Annotated in this window: 17 protein-coding genes; 2 read left to right on the forward strand and 15 right to left on the reverse strand. The window is 44.9% G+C overall.

Annotated elements, in window-relative coordinates:
- Positions 1-64: 64 nt before the first annotated feature.
- The 5 genes from appF to fabH all read right to left on the reverse strand — a co-directional run bounded on the left by appF (position 65) and on the right by fabH (position 5,286).
- Positions 65-1,054, reverse strand: a complete 990-nt coding sequence (gene appF, locus AAGG74_RS08325; RefSeq protein ID WP_429675073.1) for an oligopeptide ABC transporter ATP-binding protein AppF — start codon at positions 1,052-1,054, stop codon at positions 65-67.
- Positions 1,051-2,037, reverse strand: a complete 987-nt coding sequence (gene appD / locus AAGG74_RS08330) for an oligopeptide ABC transporter ATP-binding protein AppD (protein ID WP_429675074.1) — start codon at positions 2,035-2,037, stop codon at positions 1,051-1,053. Before appD ends, appF begins: the two co-directional genes overlap by 4 nt.
- A gap of 187 nt (positions 2,038-2,224) precedes the next feature.
- Complete coding sequence (locus AAGG74_RS08335; protein WP_162101954.1) at positions 2,225-3,010, reverse strand: DUF2268 domain-containing putative Zn-dependent protease; 786 nt, start codon at positions 3,008-3,010, stop codon at positions 2,225-2,227.
- Positions 3,011-3,086: 76 nt separating this feature from the next.
- Positions 3,087-4,325 carry a beta-ketoacyl-ACP synthase II gene (gene fabF, locus AAGG74_RS08340; protein WP_429675075.1) on the reverse strand — a complete coding sequence of 413 codons (1,239 nt, stop codon included), beginning with the start codon at positions 4,323-4,325 and terminating at the stop codon, positions 3,087-3,089.
- A gap of 22 nt (positions 4,326-4,347) precedes the next feature.
- On the reverse strand, positions 4,348-5,286 hold the full coding sequence (fabH, locus tag AAGG74_RS08345; protein ID WP_162101956.1) for a beta-ketoacyl-ACP synthase III: 939 nt from the start codon (positions 5,284-5,286) through the stop codon (positions 4,348-4,350).
- 196 nt (positions 5,287-5,482) lie between these two features.
- On the opposite strand from fabH, the gene AAGG74_RS08350 reads away from it, so the two are divergent.
- A complete protein-coding gene (locus AAGG74_RS08350; RefSeq protein ID WP_162102179.1) occupies positions 5,483-5,686 on the forward strand; it encodes a hypothetical protein in 204 nt (67 codons plus the stop codon).
- 30 nt (positions 5,687-5,716) lie between these two features.
- Here the strand turns inward: AAGG74_RS08350 and comZ are convergent, their stop codons facing one another.
- The 4 genes from comZ to AAGG74_RS08370 all read right to left on the reverse strand — a co-directional run bounded on the left by comZ (position 5,717) and on the right by AAGG74_RS08370 (position 8,343).
- Positions 5,717-5,908, reverse strand: a complete 192-nt coding sequence (comZ, locus tag AAGG74_RS08355) for a ComG operon transcriptional repressor ComZ (protein WP_429675076.1) — start codon at positions 5,906-5,908, stop codon at positions 5,717-5,719.
- A gap of 14 nt (positions 5,909-5,922) precedes the next feature.
- The gene (gene med / locus AAGG74_RS08360) at positions 5,923-6,876 is read right to left on the reverse strand and encodes a transcriptional regulator Med (protein ID WP_162101958.1); all 954 of its coding nucleotides are present in this window, start codon (positions 6,874-6,876) and stop codon (positions 5,923-5,925) included.
- Positions 6,877-6,966: 90 nt separating this feature from the next.
- Positions 6,967-7,524, reverse strand: coding sequence for a hypothetical protein (locus AAGG74_RS08365; RefSeq protein ID WP_162102180.1), 558 nt, complete (start codon positions 7,522-7,524; stop codon positions 6,967-6,969).
- A gap of 84 nt (positions 7,525-7,608) precedes the next feature.
- Positions 7,609-8,343, reverse strand: a complete 735-nt coding sequence (locus tag AAGG74_RS08370; RefSeq protein ID WP_162101959.1) for a hypothetical protein — start codon at positions 8,341-8,343, stop codon at positions 7,609-7,611.
- A 247-nt stretch (positions 8,344-8,590) separates the two neighbouring features.
- Here AAGG74_RS08370 and AAGG74_RS08375 point away from each other — a divergent pair, with 247 nt between their 5' ends.
- Positions 8,591-8,776: a YjzD family protein gene (locus AAGG74_RS08375; RefSeq protein ID WP_162101960.1), complete on the forward strand. Its 186-nt coding sequence runs from the start codon at positions 8,591-8,593 to the stop codon at positions 8,774-8,776.
- A gap of 45 nt (positions 8,777-8,821) precedes the next feature.
- On the opposite strand, the gene AAGG74_RS08380 is transcribed toward AAGG74_RS08375, so the two are convergent.
- The 6 genes from AAGG74_RS08380 to argB all read right to left on the reverse strand — a co-directional run bounded on the left by AAGG74_RS08380 (position 8,822) and on the right by argB (position 16,180).
- A complete protein-coding gene (locus tag AAGG74_RS08380) occupies positions 8,822-9,001 on the reverse strand; it encodes a YjzC family protein (protein ID WP_162101961.1) in 180 nt (59 codons plus the stop codon).
- 99 nt (positions 9,002-9,100) lie between these two features.
- Positions 9,101-10,045 carry an ornithine carbamoyltransferase gene (gene argF / locus AAGG74_RS08385; RefSeq protein WP_429675077.1) on the reverse strand — a complete coding sequence of 315 codons (945 nt, stop codon included), beginning with the start codon at positions 10,043-10,045 and terminating at the stop codon, positions 9,101-9,103.
- On the reverse strand, positions 10,033-13,125 hold the full coding sequence (carB, locus tag AAGG74_RS08390; protein WP_429675078.1) for a carbamoyl-phosphate synthase (glutamine-hydrolyzing) large subunit: 3,093 nt from the start codon (positions 13,123-13,125) through the stop codon (positions 10,033-10,035). Before carB ends, argF begins: the two co-directional genes overlap by 13 nt.
- Complete coding sequence (locus AAGG74_RS08395) at positions 13,118-14,179, reverse strand: carbamoyl phosphate synthase small subunit (protein WP_429675079.1); 1,062 nt, start codon at positions 14,177-14,179, stop codon at positions 13,118-13,120. Before AAGG74_RS08395 ends, carB begins: the two co-directional genes overlap by 8 nt.
- A 70-nt stretch (positions 14,180-14,249) precedes the next feature.
- Positions 14,250-15,407, reverse strand: coding sequence for an acetylornithine transaminase (gene argD / locus AAGG74_RS08400; protein WP_429675080.1), 1,158 nt, complete (start codon positions 15,405-15,407; stop codon positions 14,250-14,252).
- Positions 15,404-16,180, reverse strand: coding sequence for an acetylglutamate kinase (gene argB / locus AAGG74_RS08405; protein ID WP_429675081.1), 777 nt, complete (start codon positions 16,178-16,180; stop codon positions 15,404-15,406). Before argB ends, argD begins: the two co-directional genes overlap by 4 nt.
- Positions 16,181-16,190: the final 10 nt, after the last annotated feature.

Here is a 16,190-nt window from a genome sequence, read left to right on the forward strand (position 1 = left end):
GTTCGTTCTTCTCAGCTGTTGTTTATGTAGTGCATACCCCCTCTCAAAGCTGTGCGGGCAACAATTAGCTATAAAGGTGACAAGCCACAAAGTGGTTGGGAGCAGCTTCTTTGAATGCTGGTATTTGTTCCTTGCATATCGGCTTTGCGGCAGGACATCTTGTGTGGAAAACGCAGCCTTTTGGCGGGTTTGCCGGACTTGGCAGTTCTCCCTTCAGGACGATGCGTTCACGTTTGACAGATCCTTTTCTTCTTGTAACCGGAACGGACGATAGAAGCGCTTGGGTGTATGGATGGAGCGGATTGTCGTAAAGTTCATTTTTGCCGGTCAATTCCATCATTTTTCCAAGATACATCACTCCGACTCTGTCGCTGATGTGGCGGACGACACTTAGGTCATGAGAGATAAATAGATACGTCAAATGAAATTCTTCCTGCAATTCTTCCATTAAATTAATCACTTGAGCTTGAATAGATACATCAAGTGCGGAAACCGGTTCATCTGCAATAATCAGCTCTGGATGTAACGTGAGCGCTCTGGCGATGCCTATCCGCTGACGCTGTCCCCCGGAAAATTCATGGGGATAACGGCTGGCAAACGACGGGTGAAGACCAACTCTCGCAAGCAGTTCTTCGACTTTTTCGTTTCGTTCGCGCATCGTATACATGTGGTGTGTGTTAAATGGCTCTTTAATGATGGAACGCAGCGTTTTTCTCGGGTTCAAAGAAGCAAACGGATCCTGAAAAACCATTTGAATATTTTTGCGGACACTTTTCCGCAGCTTCTCCTCTGATAGATTGGAAATATCCTGCCCTTTAAAAAGAATTTGGCCTTCTGTTGGTTTGTACAGCCTAATCATCGTCCTGCCGGCAGTCGATTTTCCGCAGCCCGATTCTCCGACGATTCCGAGCGTTTCTCCCTTATGTAATGAAAATGAAACACCGTCCAATGCTTTTACATCCCCGACTTTTCTTTGGAAAAGGCCTGAGCGGATCGGGAAGTATTTTTTCACGTCGCGAAGCTCTAAAATTGTTTCTGGATTAGCTGCTGTCATGATTGTTCGGCACCTTCTTCCTCATATAAAAAGCATCTTACTGTTCTTCCGCTTTTGTGCGTCAAAAGCGAAGGCTGATTTGTCCAGCATTTATCCATCGCTTTCGGACACCTTGGGGCAAAGCGGCACCCCGGCGGCAGGTTATCTGGTGTCGGCACGCTGCCTTTAATCGCGTTTAATTTATCAATCTCCCCATCTATCACGGGAATCGACGTAAGCAGGCCTTCCGTATAAGGATGCAGCGGTTCTAAAAATAAGTCGTCAACTGTGGCGTTTTCCACGACTTGTCCGCAGTACATGACAATCACTCTGTCGGCCGCTTCTGATACGACACCTAAGTCGTGAGTAATGAGAAGAATCGACGTGTTGAACTTCCGACAGAGATCCTTCATCAGTTCCAGCACTTGGGCTTGTATTGTCACATCCAGTGCTGTCGTCGGTTCATCGGCGATGAGCAGTTTAGGGTTACAGCTGAGTGCGACGGCAATCATCACCCGCTGTCTCATTCCGCCGGACAGCCGGTGCGGATACTCCTTCATCATTTGCTCGGCCCGCGAGAAACCAACCATTCGCAAGAGGTCAACAGCTTTTTGGTGAGCTTCTTTTTTCTTCATGTTTTTATGGTAAATCAGCACTTCGGTAATTTGTTCTCCGATTGTTAACACAGGATTAAGGGAGGTCATTGGTTCCTGAAAGATCATAGATACTTCGTTTCCGCGGATTTTGCAAAAGTCGTTTTCAGTGAATGAGGTGAGGTCTTTGTCTTCGAGTTTAATAGAGCCGTCCATAATTTTTCCGCCAGAGCTTTGGACAAGGCCCATGATTGATAATGAAGTAATGCTTTTCCCGGAGCCCGATTCACCTACAAGCGCGACGGTTTCACCTTTGCTGATGTGAAAATCGACGCCGTCAACCGCAGGGATCGGCTCCTTTTTTCTAAAAAAATAAGTCTTTAAATTATTTACTTCCAAAAGTGTGCTCACGCTAACTCCCCTTTCCCTCTCTTGATGTATTCATATCCAAGAGAAAGCAATCCGTTTATTCAGAAATAATAAATTATATTGAATTATCGAAAAATTTATAGTTGTATATTATTACAACCATTTTGCAAAATCAAGAATTTTTTAGGATAAATGTAATATTATTAACAAAATTTCATTTTTTATTCTTTTATACAATTGCTTTCAAAAAGGTTTCAGTAGGAATGGACAGCCCATCTGCTGTGTTGGCTTTGTTGGCCGTTAAATACTTTTTTACAATATTGAATCCGACTGCGTATCCAAGCATATTGGGCTGATGTCCTTTGCCGAATAACAGCTGGGAGAATAGTCGATTGTCCCGTTTGATATCCTGATGGGGTACAATCTTTTTTTCGTATAAAGCTTGCAGCTGTTCGGGGGTATACCAAGATGTCCATTCAGCCGTTTGGCTTCGGCCGAACCTCTCATATACAGCATATTCTGCCAGACCTTCCATGATGATTGTATCAAGCAATGTGACATCCTTTTCATCTTTTGTCAGATGATCTAATCGGCAAATGTGATGATATTCATGTGTCATCAAGGCAGATACTGATGCAAAATCAAGCTCTGACGAAAGAAAAAGGAACATTTTGTCTTGAAAGGCGAGTCCTGCTTTTGATCCGAATTCTAAACGCAGTCTCCTGTTTCGTTCATCAACCGGCAGCGGGACAATCGGTACATCAGGACCGTGCCATTTGTTTTTCAGGTACTGTTCTTCTTTCTGAATATGTTCGTAAAATCCTTTTTCTTTCAGCTTCAAAGCAGTATGAGATCCCTCTTTTATGTTTTTAAACATTCCATGGTGCTGAAGATGGCTGAGAATGCCTTTCCAGTTCTTTTTTTCCGCACCTGAAAAAAGGGGGACAATGTAATGGGCCAAATCATCTATTGAAGCAGCCTGTCTGAACCAGTTATCTGTTTGTTCCACACTCATGTGATCGCCTCCTCTTTTTATTCTATGCGCATAAAAAAAACCGGCTACCCCGAAGGGAGCCGGTTTGGCGTCATCATTACTCATATTTCTTAAAGATTAATGTAGCATTGTGTCCGCCGAATCCCAATGAGTTGCTGAGAACATAATTGAGATCCTGTTTGCGGGCTTCATCAGGTACATAATCTAAATCGCATTCTTCGTCAGGTGTTTGAATATTGATTGTCGGCGGGATCACACCTTCTTTAATGGCAAGCACAGAGAAAATCGCTTCAATACCGCCGGCCGCTCCTAAGAGGTGACCTGTCATCGATTTTGTAGAGCTTATCGCAAGTTTATGCGCATGCCCGCCGAACACGGTTTTGATTGCCATTGTTTCGTATTTGTCATTGTAATACGTGCTTGTCCCGTGTGCATTGATATAATCAATTTCTTCCGGGGCAATATTCGCATCTTTAATGGCTTCTTTCATTGCTCTCGCTCCGCCTTCACCATCTTGGGCCGGCGCTGTGATATGATAAGCGTCTCCCGTTGAGCCGTAGCCGACAATTTCTCCGTAAATTTTAGCACCGCGGGCAAGGGCATGCTCAAGTTCTTCAAGAACGATGATCCCTGCGCCTTCACCCATGACAAAGCCATCACGGTTTTTATCAAATGGGCGGCTCGCTGTTTTCGGGTCTGGATTGGTAGACAGCGCTTTGTTAGCACTGAAACCGGCGAATGACATTCTTGTCAGCGGCGCTTCTGTTCCGCCTGTGACCATTACGTCTGCGTCACCGCGCTGAATGACTTTAAACGCATCACCGATGGAGTTCGTTCCTGTAGCACATGCTGTAACTGTACAAGAATTAACCCCTTTTGCTCCCAAGGCAATAGAAATCTGGCCTGTTGCCATATCAGGAATCATCATTGGCACGAAAAACGGGCTTACCCGTCTTGGGCCTTTTGTTAAGAAAATTTCAAATTGAGATTCTAGGGTTTCAAGTCCTCCGATTCCGGAACCTACCCAAACACCGACTCTCGGCGCGATCTCATCGTTAATGTCGAGATCCGCGTCTTCAACAGCCATTTTCGCAGCTACAACCGCATATTGTGTAAAACGATCCATTTTTCTAGCTTCTTTTCTATCCATATAATCTTCAACATTGAAGTCTTTTAATTCAGCGGCTACTTTTGCCGGATATTCTTCAGCATCAACACGAGTGATCGGAGTGATTCCGGACACACCGTTGATTGCGTTATTCCAGCTTGTATCGACGTCGTTGCCAAGCGGAGATAACGCTCCAAGTCCTGTGACAACTACTCTTTTTTTACTCATCTTGTGTGCACCTCACCTTTTTTTATCGGCCCCAGCGGATTGCAATGGCGCCCCATGTTAATCCTCCGCCGAATCCAACCATAACGACTACATCGCCGTCTTTGATTTTACCAGCTTCCAATTCTTCTACTAGAGAGATCGGAATGGACGCGGCAGAAGTATTCCCATATTTATGAACGGTTTTAGACATCTTTTCGACAGGAAGCTCTAAACGCTCGCGAGCGGCTTCCATAATGCGGATATTCGCCTGATGCGGAATCAAAAAGTCGACATCCTCTTTTGAAAGTCCAGCTTTTTCAATGACATTGACACATGATTCTCCCATTTGGCGGACTGCAAATTTGAAGACTTCTCGTCCATTCATGATTGTATGTCCTTTTTCATTCAGATACAAGTGCTGACCGCCTGTGCCGTCTGCCCCTAGTTCAAATGAAAGGATTCCTTTATCTTCGCTGACTGGCCCGACGACCGCAGCGCCTGCTCCGTCTCCAAACAGAACGGCTGTATTGCGGTCTTCCCAATCTGTAATGCTTGAGAGTTTTTCTACACCGACAACAAGAACATGCTTGTAGGTTCCGGATTCGATAAATTGTTTACCTGTTATCACTCCGTACATGAAACCCGCACAAGCCGCGCTAATATCCATAGCACACGCTTTCTTTGCGCCGAGCTGTTCTTGAATCATACAAGATACAGTTGGAAATGACTGATCTGGTGTAACAGTGGCAACCAGAATCATGTCTAGGTCCTCAGCTGCGACTCCAGCTTGTTCCATCGCTTTTTTCGCCGCTGCAACAGCCATATGTGATGAATATACATCATCCGCAGCAATTCTTCTTTCTTCGATTCCTGTTCTCGTACGAATCCATTCGTCAGAAGTTTCAACCATTTTTTCAAGATCATGATTTGTTAAAACCTTCTCAGGAATGTAACGTCCAACACCAAGTAATCCAGCTTTCATAAGGGAAGACTCCTTTATATTGTAAATTTAGAAAGATCAATCAGGTTATGATCAATTATTAGTATCAGGTACTAATTCTATCCTATTTTTTTTCACAAGGCAATATATTCGTCTAAACTATCAGTTCATCTCACTCATAGAGTATAGAGTATGGTATGCAGAAAGGGGGCGTGCGCAGTTGGATGTGTTTTCAAGGATGATGTTCGGCGATTCCGCAAAACAAACAGCTGAGAAGGAAGAACAGCAAGAAGAGGTCTCCCAGACAAACGAAGAAGAGACGACTTATCACATGCAAATCATGGATCAAATCGGTTCAATTATGAACTCTCTTGATCAAATCAAGCCTGCTTTAAAAGAGCTTGCGCCGATGTTTTCGGCTATTAAAAAGAAAATCATGTGAAAAGCCACTTTCGAAAAAGTGGCTTTCTTTTTATTCGGTTTCGGATTTCGCGTCAGACTTGCCCAGCTCATAAGCTTCCGCCATTACCGTTGTAAATAGATTCATAAACGGCTGTAAAGCTTCCATTGACAGATCAATTCCTGATTTTTCAAGCTGTTCTTTCGCTTCAGGCAAATACTTCATAGCAATTTGCAGGAACTCAAGTGATTTTTCGTGTTGCATGTGACGTCACTCCATTACTCGTTTTTTGGCAGTTCGCCTGTTTTGTTGTACGTTTTGATCAGCTTAGCGATTCTTTGCTGAAAGTCTTTATCAATAAGCGGGCTGAATGTTCCCATTTCAACAACCCCCGTTTTCAGGTCGTAGTAATGATCGCCGCCTTTAAGGGTGCCTTTGTTGAATTGCTCAGCGATAATTTCATAGGCCTTGTCCACATTTTGCACCGTACTGGTTAATACCGTATTTTCGCCCAGATCAGATTGATCTGTGACGTAACCGATAGCATAAAAGCCGTCTTTTTTGATTTGCTGAATGACAGGAACATTATACCCGTCTCCGGCGGGATACACAACATCCACACCTTCGTTTTTCATTTTCTGATAGAGCTTTACTGCTATAGAATCATCATCCCAATGATCTGTATATTTTGTGTTTACTTCAATATCGGGATTTTCATATTTAGCTCCTTTGATAAAACCGTCAACCTCTGGCTGCCACATAAAGGAAGCAATCACGCCGACCTGATTCGTGTTCGACATATAAGCAGCTGTCATTCCTCCAAAAAAGCCCATTGCTTCGCCGCTGAAATGGACACTCGTTACATTATCCGCTTCCGCTTTCGCATTAGAAATCACGAATTCCATATCTGGATAATCTTCACTGACCATGTTAAACACCTCTGCATATTCATTCCCATGGCCATAGAGTAGATTAACACCCCGTTTATGGAAATCCTCAATCGCATTTATAATATCTTCATCTGTTTTAACGCCTTCTTTATAGTAGACGTCCACATTGTATTTTGATTGTATATTCAGTAATCCTTTATACCCTTTTGTGCCCCATACGAGGTCATTAATCGTATCAGGAAAGAGCATGCCGACCTTCTCAATTTTTCCTTTAAACGGAGTTTGTCCACATCCGCTTAATAAAAGGAGGACAGAAAAGATCATGACAATCCTTGTGACCAAGTCGTGTTCAACCCCTTTTGACAAGCTATAACATCTATCATTTTTCTACGCCTATTGTATCTAGAAAACCAGAAACATGGAAGGTATTTCTTAATATTTGTCGAAAATTGATGAAAATTGTCTTTTCCAGTCGGAAATTTTTGCTTTCGCTTCTTCTTTTGACGTTTTTTCTGTGACTTGCAGCTCAAAAAACTGATTTTTGCTATCACGGCTTGGTTTAAGCAGGAATCTCAGCAGTTCGTCAGCCACATCGTCCGTGTAACAGCCGTCTTCATCGATTTTTTCTTGCCAGGGACCATACATTTTCGGCAGGATCACCGTTTCTCCCGTCCCCTTCTTTTCATGTTTTTCCCACTCTTTTCGATCTTGTTCATATACTAATATATAGGGAGAGTCAAATTGGTCTAAAGGCAACCAGTCTCCGAACTGGATACAAATTGTATCATATTTTTGATCTTCAATGTGCTTAAGTTGGCGAAAGAGTTCATTTCTCCCAAGCCACATGAGTCTTTCTTCTAAGTACATTTGTCTCATTTCATCTTCTGTTCCCGTCAGAATGGCATCAACATGTATGCCTTCATTTAACATCCTCTCGCATAATGAAAGGCCGAAAAATTCGTCCGCACCTATAATCAGTGTTGATTCCATTTGTATCTGCCGCCCTTCCGGTTTTTCTTTTCCCAATACAAAAAACAGCCTCCGCAAAATAGAAGGCTGCTGTTATTGTATTCTTTACAACTCTTTTTCATGACTGTGAAAAAATTTGCATATTGACGCATAAATTCTATTTGGATGCTCAGATAGGTGAAATGTCATATCGACCGGTGAACCTTGCTTTTGCTGTTTTTTCTTATATGCTTCGGCATGTACGCTGTACGGATAAGGAGCTCCGGTCATACGCTGCCATATATGAACAGGCACATTGCTTGGATAGCCTTCAATTGTTTTGTAGCGGAGCACTTCTGCTTCTTTTACTGAAATGCCATAGCTTTCCGATACTTCTTTTAAAAATTGCTTATAGAAAAATTTATTTTCTTTTTCTGATTCATAATGTGCCTGAAGATCGAGACAGGGATTCAGCATTGTGGCTGAACGGATAAGATCCGGGGAAAAACGAAGCAGTTCATCGGCCACTAGAGCACCCATTCCCTCTGCTAAAATATGAATCTTCGGATTGAGGATTCCCTGCTTCAGCACGAAATGTGTCAGCTGCTTGGCATATGTGACCGCTTTTTCCGCACCCCAATGTCTTCCGAACAAATTGCTGTTAAAAAGGGTATATCCTTCATTCCTCAGCATGTTCAGCAGCTGATTTCTTCCGTAATGCTGAAGCCAAAAGCTTGAATCATTCGCCACAAAGTGAGTTCTGTCCCCAAAGATAAAGATGCCAAAGCCGTTCGGGCGATAGGGCAGATGAATGACATTATGCTCCGTTCCCAATTGAAAGAATCTTTCCGTTATTCCCATCGCTTGCCCGCCTCCTTTCACACTTCATCTCACGCTATCTTATGTAAAAAGAAAAGAAACGAATAAGGTAAAGTCCTAGCCTTTACAGTTTTGGCTAATATATTGATTATGATTTCATGTTTTACCATTAAATTGTGACGAATCAGACTCTTTTGCCACTTCACTTTCTGCTAAAATTGGATTCCCCCTTCGCTTTTTGTATGGTATGATAGCTTTTAGAATAGAATGAGAAGGACGAGGTGGAAACGTGCGATATATTATTGCCTTTATTTGGACGTTCCTTTTATCACATATGGCATGTTATTTGGTTGCCAGCATGAATAACGCTGAATACAATATTAAAACATCATCTATCATTGCTGTTGTACTGTATGTTTTAATCATCGTTTTAGCAGAAATCATGCCTATGAACAAAAATGCAAACCAGCATTAAAAAGCCAAAAACCCAAAACATTTATTGTTTTGGGTTTTTTCTTGGTCACGGCTTTCTTTTATATGTCCACAGCCGATTGTGATTTGATGTTTCGGGGAACATATCCCCTGCTGACAGGTTGATTTTTTGAGGATTTTTCACCATACTTCCTGTCTCGCCGATTTCTACGTAAATCCCGTTATTAGGCGCTTTCTGTCCGGGCCTGAATTGATGCTGCTGTCCCACTGTTTTTCCTCCTTTTCCTTTTTGCTGTAGTATGCGCCTAAGCGGCTGTGAATATGTTGTCATTAAAAAACTGCTGAGTCGGACTCAGCAGTTTTTTGATTATTCCTCTTTGTATAAAATGGCTTTCAGCAGTGCTTTTTGTACATGGAGACGGTTTTCCGCCTGCTGGAATACCGCTGAATTCGGACCGTCAATAATCTCTGCAGTCACTTCTTCCTCACGATGCGCGGGGAGGCAATGTAAAAATGTATAATCAGGCTTGGCATGGCTGACAAGCGCCGCATTCACCTGATACGGTGCAAAGACAGCGAGGCGCTCTTGTTCTTCCGCTTCCTGCCCCATGCTTGTAAACACATCTGAATATATGACATCCGCGTCTTTTATAGCTTCAATCGGATCATCTGTAAGGGTGATGGAAGCACCTGTTTGAAACGCAGCAGCTGTTGCCGCTTCTACAGCCTCATCCAGCACTTTATAGCCTTTGGGCGAAGCGATCGAGATATCACAGCCCATTTTCGCGCAGCCGATCATTAATGAGTGCGCCACGTTATTTCCGTCACCGACGTACGCGACTTTCACGCCTTTAAGCTTCCCTTTCGTTTCCTTAATCGTCAAAAGATCGGCCAGCGCCTGGCATGGATGGTATTTATCCGTAAGTCCGTTGATGACTGGAATATCAGCTTCTTTAGCAAGCTCCTCCACCTTTTCATGCTCAAAGGTCCGGATCATGATGGCATCCACATAGCCTGACAGCACTTTTGCCGTATCAGCGACAGTTTCACCGCGTCCAAGCTGAATATCGTTCCGGCTTAAGAAAAGGGCGCTCCCGCCCAGCTGCGCCATGCCGGCTTCAAATGAAACACGAGTCCGCGTTGATGATTTTTCAAAAATCATCGCTAAGGTTTTGCCTTGGAAAATAGGCTGGATTTTGTTTTGTTTCAACTCACCGGCTTTTGCAAGCAAGGAACTGATATCCTGTTCAGTGAGATCCTTTAACGTTAATAAATCTTTTCCGTATAAACTGGCTTGCGTCACTGTATGCATGATGCCACTTCCTTTTTATAGAGATCTTTGAGTGATACAGGCAGAGGATTCCCTGACCCGCTTTGTAAAAATGCCCGCACGGTTTCTTCTTCTGTAAAGACAGGGATACCGTGCGTCATGGCTTCTAAACGTTCCTTACGCGCTTCTTCGGAGCCGCTCAGATTGATGTGAAGCGCTTTTTCGCTCTGTTCCATCCATGTGGAAAATGCCCCGTCATAAACGGTAAAACCAGCCTTTTCTGCTAACTCCTTGATATCTGCCGGTTCGTTTTGCAAATATACGCTTCCTTTTTGATTCCAGATTCGTGTATAGATTTTTTTCAAGGCGCTGTCTGCATCATACGCAACACACATGCCTTCACCCGTTGATTTCATTTCCGGACCCAGCTTGACATCCACATCCTGGATTGCGTGAGACGAAAACACAGGGAACTTCACGGCAACTCCATGATGATTTTGAACTGCCGGGTTTACCTCTTTTAAAGACGCCCCAGCCAGCAGACGTGTGGCGAGCGGAATCATCGGAACACCCATTACTTTGCTGACGACAGGAACCGTGCGGCTTGCTCTTGGATTCACTTCAAGAACGAGAATGTGTCCATTGTCGATCACAAATTGAATGTTCATGATGCCTTTAAAGGAAAGCTTTCGGGCAATTTTTTGCGCGGCATCTTTAATTCCCTGCTGCAGCCCGCTTGTGATGGACGGTCCGGGAAGGATGGCAAAGCTGTCTCCCGAATGGACACCCGCCCGTTCGATATGTTCTGTATAGGTCGGAATAAAGACATCTTCGCCGTCAGAAATCAAATCAATTTCGACTTCTTTTCCTGGCACATACTGATCAATTAAAATTGGGTATGGCAGGCTGTTTTCACTCTTCAGCAGCTCAGAAAGCTGGGATTTCGAGTCCACAATGATCATGCCCATTCCGCCAATAACATAAGATGGACGGATAAGCACCGGATAACCGAGCTCATCAGCTTTTTGAGCGGCCTCTTCTTTTGTATAAGCGATTTCGCCTTTTGCGTGGTTCAATCCGAGCTCATCAAGAAGCTGATAGAATTGGTCACGGTCCTCTAACACGTCGAGCGTTTTAAACGATGTGCCGAGTAAGGTAATGCCGGCTTTTTCTAGCGCTTCCGCGGCATTGATTGCGGTTTGGCCGCCAAATTGCACGATAGCAAAATCAATGTTTTCCTGCTCCGCTACGTTTAAAATGTGCTCCGTTGTCATCGGTTCAAAATACAGGCGGTCCGCAATTTCATAATCGGTGCTGACCGTTTCCGGATTATTGTTGATCATGATGGTTTCGAATCCAAGCTCTTGCAGTGTCAGCACACCGTGCACAGCACTGTAATCAAATTCAACGCCTTGGCCGATCCGAATCGGGCCTGAACCGATAATCAGCGCGCGCTTTTTCTCTTTGTGGCTGATGTCCCCATCTGTCTCTCCGAAATATGTGGAGTAAAAGTAGTTTGTTTTCGCATCAAACTCAGCCGCGCATGTATCGACAATTTTGAAGGAAGGCATAATGCCCAGCTCCTTGCGAAGTGTGCGCACCTCTCCTTCTGTCTTGCCGATAAGCAAGGCAATCGTCGCGTCAGAAAATCCCTTTTCCTTTGCTTTTTTCAATAAGTCAAAAGAGATATTTCCGTCTGTTTCCATCATCCGGTTTTCCATTTTGATGATGTTGTCAAAGGTATGCAGGAAAAACGGATCAATTTTTGTTTTCGCATGGATGTCATCAATCGTTATGCTACGGCTCAGCAGCTCCATGACGACGAAAAATCTGCGGTCGTCCGGCGTGACTGCCAGCTCCCAAAGTGAATCAATCGATAATCCGCTGAGCTCTGGTAAGTGTGTACCGATATTTTTCAGTTCAAGAGACGCTGCTGCCTTTTGTATTGCCGCTTCTAAATTCCGTTCAATCGCCATCACTTCACCGGTGGCTTTCATTTTTGTGCCAAGCTTGCGGTCTGCGTTCTTGAATTTATCAAACGGCCAGCGCGGAAATTTGACAATCACATAGTCCAGCGCAGGTTCAAAGCTTGCGTAAGTCGAGCCTGTGAGGGGATTTTCCAGCTCATCAAGGGTGTAACCGACTGCCAGTTTTGCAGCCATCTTCGCAATCGGATAACCGGTTGCTTTAGATGCGAGAGCAGATGACCGGCTCACCCGCGGATTCACTTCGATGACGTAATATTGCTTGCTGAATGGATCGAGCGCGAATTGAATATTGCAGCCGCCTACGACATCAAGTGCCGAGATGATCGTCAGGCTTGCCGTCCGCAGCATTTGATAATCTTCATCCGTTAACGTTTGTGACGGCGCCACAACGATGGAGTCACCTGTATGCACACCGACAGGATCGATGTTCTCCATGTTGCACACGGTAATACATGTGTTATTGCTGTCACGCATGACTTCATATTCGATTTCTTTAAAGCCGGCAATGCTTTTTTCCACAAGGCATTGATTGATCGGGCTTGCTAATAGCGCCTGCTTGATCATAGCTGTAAAGGCCTCTTTATCAGGGGCAATACCCCCGCCCTTTCCGCCTAATGTGTAAGCTGGTCTGATAATGGCAGGAAAACCGATGGATTCCGCAAAACGGATAGCGTCAGCCTCGTTATCAACAATTTCACTCTCCGGCACTGGCTGGTTCAAATCATTCATCAGCGCACGGAATTTTTCCCGGTCTTCACCTTTTTGTATCGTTTCAACGGATGTCCCGAGCAGTTTGACGCCGTGCTCTTTTAAAACACCCGTTTCTTCAAGCTCCACCGCTAGATTTAACGCGGTCTGCCCGCCTAAATTGGCAAGAAGCCCATCAGGCTGCTCTTTCTGAATGATGGCTGTCAGGCTTTCTGCTGTCAGCGGCTCAAAATAAATGTCGTCAGCGAAGGCTTCATCGGTCATAATGGTCGCCGGATTGTTGTTGACGAGGATCACCCGATAGCCTTCCTCCTTCAGCGCGATGCACCCTTGAGTGCCTGAATAATCAAATTCTGCGGCCTGCCCGATGATGATCGGGCCTGAGCCGATTACTAATATGCTTGAAATACTGGTGTCTTTAGGCATGCGCGATTTCTCTCCTTGCTGGTATCACATTCTTTAGATAATCATCAAAAATCCATTCGCTTTCCGCAGGGCCTGGATGGGCTTCCGGGTGAAATTGAACACTCATGACAGGCCATTTTTTATGGGAAAGCCCTTCAACTGACGTATCATTGACATGGTGAAACCTAATCGTAAGCTCTTCTTGATTAATAGACTTTTCATCAACCACGTAGCTATGATTTTGGCTTGTCATAAAAACGCGTTTCGTTTCACGGTCGATGACCGGATGATTTGCGCCCCTGTGTCCGAATGGCAGCTTAAATGTATTCCCTCCGAACGCGAGCGCGATCAGCTGATGGCCGAGACAGATGCCGAGAGTCGGAAACTGGCTGATGATGCTTTTAATCTTTCCTAAATACGGCTGAATGGCTTTCGGGTCTCCAGGTCCGTTCGATAGCACAATGCCGTCCGGCTTTAAATCGCAGACAGCTTCCATTTGCTGATACGGCACCACAGTGACCTTGCAGCCTCGTTTGACGAGTGCTGACGCGATGGACTTTTTATAGCCGAAATCGATAAGAGCGATATGTTTATTTCCGTCACCGATGGTGCTGATTTCCTGTGCGGAAGCCTGCTGTGCCACGTCCTCTGGCTGGAGAGCGACCTCAGCTGCTTCTTTAGAGGCTGTGACAGTCGCACCCATCGTTCCGTTTGCGCGGATTTTTTTCACAACTGCCCTCGTATCGACATGGGTCAAGAGCGGAATGTTCCATTTCTGCAAATACTCCTTGAGGCTGTATACTGCTTCATGATGTGAAAAATGATCACACGCCTCATAGACAACCGCGGCTTTCACTTGCGGTTTCTTGCTTTCAAAATCCTTTTCATTAATACCGTAGTTGCCAATCAGCGGGTAGGTAAATACGATAATCTGTCCTTTATATGATGGATCTGTCAGCACTTCCTGGTAGCCTGTCATTCCTGTAAAAAAAACAGCCTCTCCTGTGCAGCTTTCATGACCGTCCAGCTCGCCGCTGAACGCCGTTCCATCTTCTAACACTAAATAACCTTCCATCTAACAGCCCGCCTCCCGATGTATAATTAATTATTAAAATGAATTTTTATGCCTTTATACCGAAAAAAATTTACTGTTTTACGGCCGAATGCTGAGCGATTGCCTGTTTCAGTTTGCTGATTGCTTCTGCAAGCTCATCCTGTGTCACGGTAAGCGGCGGCAGCAGCCGAATGACGTTCGGGCCGGCCGGCAGCACAAGCAAGCCTAATGTCTGCAATTCAGCAATAATGTCAGCAACCGGGCCATCACACTCAATTCCAAGCATTAATCCTTTCCCGCGGATTTGTTTGACAAACGGGTTTTTCAGCTGCGCCTCAAGCTCTTCTTTTAAAAATGTCCCTTTGTCAGCAGCCTCTTGCAGAAAATCAGGCTGGAATACAATTTGCAATGTGGCATTCACAGCTGCCATCGCCAGCATATTTCCTCCGAAGGTTGTTCCGTGAGAACCAGGAGTAAACGCTTCTTCAAGCTGTTTTTTGCCGATGACAGCGCCGACTGGAAAGCCGTTTCCCAAACCTTTTGCGACTGTGATGATATCTGGTGAGAGGCCGAAGTGTTCGTATCCGAAGCCCTTTCCCGTCCGTCCGATGCCGGTTTGGATTTCATCAACAATCAGAAGGGCCTCTTTTTCTTTGCAAAACGATTGGACAGCTGTTAAAAATTCAACGCTCGCCGGATTGACTCCGCCTTCTCCCTGTATTGTCTCAAGCATCACCGCCGCAATGCCGTCTTCCTTCTCAAGAGTCTCAAAAGCGGAAGGGTCGTTGTACGGCAAGTAATAAAAGCCTTCCAGCATCGGGCCAAAGCCTGTTTTGATTTTATCCTGTCCAGTCGCAGCCATTCCTGCATATGTGCGGCCATGGAACGACTGAAGAAACGTGATGATTTTCGTCTTCCCAGTTGCTTTTCGGGCGAGTTTGATCGCGCCTTCATTCGCTTCCGCACCGCTGTTGCAGAAAAAGACGAGATCTCCCGCACTGTGCGCAGCCAGCTTTTGTGCCGCTTGCTCTTGAAGACTGTTTTGAAATAGGTTGGATACGTGCCATACGCTGTCGAGCTGTTTTTTGACCGCTTCGGTAACCGTTTCATGACAGTGACCCAAGTTAGATACTGCAATTCCCTGAATGAAATCGAGATAGGTTTTGCCGTTTTGATCCTCAACGTACGTTCCCTCTGCTTTTTTGATGTCAATATCCCAGCGGCCGTAGGTTTGAAATAAGCTGCTCATGAAACAGTCTCCTTTGCTTTGACGATTTTTGTTCCTTGAAAGGCTTGTTCTGACAAGAATGATCCTTTTCCGTTTACGATCATGACTTCTGACATCTGATTTGATAAAGCCGATAAGGCTGAATTGACCTTCGGAATCATTCCCCCTGTGATGACTTCCTGCTTGATCAGCATCTGAATCTCCTTAGAGGTGAGGACGTCAACGCGCTGTTTTTCTTTCATGATTCCATCCACATCTGTTACGAACATCAGCTTATCAGCTTCAAGCGCTCCGGCTACTGCTGATGCTGCCAAGTCGGCATTCACATTCAGCGTCTTGCAGTCACTTGTCATAGACAGCGGGGCAATAACAGGAATGATGCCTTTTTCCATCAGAGCCTTCACCATAGATGCATCGACTTTTTTGATTTCTCCGACCTCCCCGTATGTTTCCCGATCGAGATAATCCGCCTCCAAAAGACCGCCGTCCTTGCCGGAGATTCCTGCAGCACACAATCCGTGTTTGGCAAGCTCGGCAACAAAAAATTTATTCACAGAGCCGGATAAAACCATTTCAGCCACTTCCAGCACTGGCTTTGTTGTTTTCCGCTGACCTCCCGAAAACTCTGTTTTGATACTTAACCGTTTCAGCATATTTGTAATCTCCGGGCCGCCGCCGTGAACGATCGCCAGTTGCCATCCTGAAGCCATCAGCTCTTTCAGGTTATGAAAAAATTCCTCAGACAGCTCACGGATGACACTCCCTCCGCATTTAAAAACGATTGTTTTCTTCATTGTGCTCCCC

Source organism: Bacillus mexicanus (genome assembly GCF_050445615.1).
Lineage (GTDB): Bacteria > Bacillota > Bacilli > Bacillales > Bacillaceae > Bacillus > Bacillus mexicanus.